Source organism: Vibrio splendidus 12E03, assembly GCF_000272105.2.
GTDB classification, from domain to species: Bacteria; Pseudomonadota; Gammaproteobacteria; order Enterobacterales; family Vibrionaceae; genus Vibrio; species Vibrio splendidus_I.
On sequence record NZ_AJZD02000166.1, the window covers coordinates 1 to 3,540 of the forward strand.

Annotated in this window: 5 protein-coding genes; all 5 read right to left on the reverse strand. The window is 44.6% G+C overall.

Translation table 11 applies throughout. The features are described from left to right. Positions 1–585, reverse strand: a 585-nt coding sequence (gene ccmB / locus A142_RS11675) for a heme exporter protein CcmB (protein WP_019821411.1), incomplete at its 3' end; no start/stop codon positions are given. 1 nt (position 586) lies between these two features. Beyond that, the gene (ccmA, locus tag A142_RS11680) at positions 587–1,204 is read right to left on the reverse strand and encodes a cytochrome c biogenesis heme-transporting ATPase CcmA (RefSeq protein WP_019821412.1); all 618 of its coding nucleotides are present in this window, start codon (positions 1,202–1,204) and stop codon (positions 587–589) included. 278 nt (positions 1,205–1,482) lie between these two features. Beyond that, the gene (locus A142_RS11685) at positions 1,483–1,995 is read right to left on the reverse strand and encodes a DUF2802 domain-containing protein (protein ID WP_019821414.1); all 513 of its coding nucleotides are present in this window, start codon (positions 1,993–1,995) and stop codon (positions 1,483–1,485) included. Further along, complete coding sequence (locus tag A142_RS11690; protein WP_017064109.1) at positions 1,995–2,489, reverse strand: chemotaxis protein CheW; 495 nt, start codon at positions 2,487–2,489, stop codon at positions 1,995–1,997. The genes A142_RS11685 and A142_RS11690 overlap by 1 nt, the downstream gene beginning before the upstream one ends. A 70-nt stretch (positions 2,490–2,559) precedes the next feature. Next, a partial coding sequence (locus A142_RS11695; protein WP_019821415.1) for a chemotaxis protein CheW occupies positions 2,560–3,540 on the reverse strand: 981 nt, incomplete at its 5' end.

A 3,540-nucleotide genomic window follows, 5' to 3' on the forward strand; every position in this document is an offset into this window, starting at 1 on the left:
CAATTGGCCGTTGTACGCAACGCCCAAAGCCGCAGCGTCAATCGCTGACGTCGCGAAGATTAAAATGGGGATGTAAAGCGGCAAGATTAACAGGCTTAACAGGACTCCGCCCTTCTGTAACCCAACGGTTAACGCAACACCAATCGCACCAATAAAACTCAATGCGGGTGTACCAACCAGCAAGGTCAACACAACTGAGAGCCATGTATCAAAATCTAAAGACAACAAAACAGCCAACAATGGGCTGATTAAAATCAATGGTAACCCGGTCAACAACCAGTGTGCTATGACCTTGGACAATACTACCAACTGCAACGGGATGGGCATCAGCATCATCTGCTCAAGGGTGCCATCTTGAAAATCATCGCGGAAAAGACGCTCTAAAGAAAGCAATGCAGAGAGCAAAGCTGCCACCCAAACAATACCTGCAGCAATGCGTGCAAGTAGATTTGGCTCAGGGCCAATACTCAAAGGGAATAGAGTTATAACAATGATAAAGAACCACAAAGGGTTAAAGATATCTGCTTGACGTCGAAACGCGATCAGCAGTTCGCGTCGGATAATCGTGGTCATTGAAGAGATCATATTACTCACCCAACTTTATTTTTCTTAGTTTCGGGCTATCAGCAAACATGTCTTGGTGTGTGGTTAATAACACAATGCCACCGTTGTCTGCATGCTGAGAAAAAAGAGATTCGAGAACTTTCACGCCCTGCTTATCAATCGCAGTCAGCGGCTCATCGAGAATCCACAACATTTGCTTGCTCAACCAAAGGCGAGCCAACGCAACTCGGCGCTGTTGACCTGCTGAAAGTTGCCCTGCAGGTACATCTTCTCTACCCGCAAGCCCAACTTGAGCCAGCGCGTAGTAAAGCTCTTCTTTGCTTGTACCTCCACTGTGAATCGACTGATAAAAGCTCAGATTCTCATAAGCACTAAGCTCGCGCTTTACACCTGTTTGGTGACCAAGAAAAAGTAAATTTTGATGATAAACATCTCGACTCGATTCAATAGACTCACCGTCCCAGCAGATAGTACCGTCATCGCGATCGCCCAAGCCAGTAATAATCCTAAGGAGTGTCGTTTTCCCGGTACCGTTACGACCTTCAACCTGAACCAGTTCACCTGGTTTCAATTGAAAAGACAACGATTCAAACAGAACCCTGTCGTCACGAATAGCAGTTAAATGTGAGACTTCTAGCATAGGTAAATTTAGTCGAGTAATGAGAGCGCTATAGTAGCACACCAACATGGTGACAAAACAGGACTAGGCGTTTTCGATAGAACAAACTCCGTAAGAAACTGTTACCACCGCATCACAATTTACACATTTTAATCAACAAACAAGATATTGTCGTAGATACAAGCACTTATAAACATCGTTCTATATAGAGCTGTCAGGTATAAAAAAAGAAGCCGAAGCTTCTTTTAAGAGAAATGCGTGATAAACATCAAGTGCTCGATACACAATTAGCGCTCAATTTATCGACGTCGAGGTGGTTCTCTACGATCACGAGAAGACGCAGGTTGTTCATCAAATGATGAAGGATTACTTCTTAGTGACGGAATTTTCTCTTTACCAGCAAGCTTATTCTGCAGAGACATCATTAGCTCAGCTTCCGCTTTTGGCAATTCGCATTCTTCGATCAGTTCGTTTATCCCGGCACCAAGCTGAACCATTTTCGTTGCACGCGTGTACAAACGTCCATCAGTATCCGCATGTTCCAACTCAACAATACGTTCGTTCAAGTGCTTGATCAGATCTTGCTGCTCAGTCACTTTCTGACCAAGACCAACCACAACAGAGCGAACTTCAAGTAATTGCTTACTCGATTTCTGAAGCTCTTTGTCCAAATTACGAACTTGAAGGCGTGACTGATCAAGCTGCTTTTGAATCGCACGTTTTACTTTGCTGACCAAAATCAGGATGAATAACGTAAAAACCCCTACTCCAGCAATCAGAGCAACAGGGGTTAAAGGAAGCGCTTCAAACATTACAGGTGAGCCATCTCATCCCATTCGTCTTCGCTTAGTAGTTTGTTTAGATCTACTAAGATAAGCAGCTTGCCATCTCGGTTACTTACACCTTGGATGAACTTAGCACTTTCATCAGTACCAACACTTGGCGTTGTGTCGATTTCAGAAGAACGTAGGTAAACCACTTCAGCAACGCTATCCACTAGAATGCCAATTACTTGACGCTCAGATTCAATAACGATGATACGAGTGTTATCTGTGATTTCACCTTGCATCAAACCAAAGCGAGAACGAGTGTCGATAACAGTAACAACGTTACCACGTAGGTTGATAATACCTAGAACGTAATCTGGAGCACCCGGTACTGGAGCAATTTCGCTGTAACGCAGTACTTCACGTACTTGCATTACGTTGATGCCGTAAGTTTCTTCTTCTAGCTGGAAAGTCACCCATTGAAGTACTTCATCATTCGTTTGCTCTTTTCTTACTTCAACTTCACTCATATGAGACATAGATAATCCTCTTGCCGTCGTTACCGACCACTATTATTAACTTGATGCTTTTGTTGTACCAATCGTAGTACTAGCTCAATGCTTTTACATCTAGCCCTGCGTTTAGCATGGCGATTAATGCTTCGACATGGATCAAAGCACACATTTTTTCTTTTACCATCCCAGCGAGCCAAGGGCGTTTTCCCGCCGTTTCTCGCCAGCGTACTTTATCTGTATTCAGCAACTCGGTGCCTTTGAGCTCAGTGCCCGCAAGGCCCCACAAGCTTTCTCCAAGCATCACTATATATTGATAGTTTTCTTTGTATTCGTCACCCGATAGTTTCTCAGACATCACCCATTTTGCGGTATCGACCACATCTAGCTGACTATCACGGTTGGTTTGTAACCCCAAATACCAAGTCGGTTTACCAATAATGTGATTGACCTCTTCTAGGCGATGGATACCACCGAGTTCATCAAGCGGCACCGCAAAGGTCACACCGTTCACATCGAAATACAGTACTTGAAAATCTTCTGTTCGAGTTTGGCTTTCCCAAGAAGTAAATTGGTCTGCACCTCCAGTTTGAGTTTCAAGTTCAACAACTGGCTCGATTGAAGGAGCTTCAAGCTCAGGTTCTATCACCTCGGCTTGTTCAGTTTTTACTAACTCAGCTTGAGCGGCAAACTCAACTTCAACTTGTTGCTCTTCAATTGACGGTGATTCAACCAAAGGCTCGACAGCAGTTGATAAATCGGGTTCTGGAAGATTCCAATCCTGAACCTCTGGCTCTTCGAACACTTGAACAGACTCAACCGCGGCGTCAAACATTTGCATGTCTGCTTGCTGGGCGATTTTCTGGGTATTCTGATCCATCAACTCATCAAGATTCAGTTCATCAACCACATTGGTTGCTTCTAAGCGACTGAGTAGCTTTTGAACATCCTCAAGATTAGGCACTTCGAACTCAGCTGCGCGTATTTCCGCATAGCTTGAATGATGACTCGCCAATTGGCGCTCTGGCTCTGGCTCTGGCTCTGGCTTTGGCTCTGGCTCTGGCTCTGGCTCTGGCTC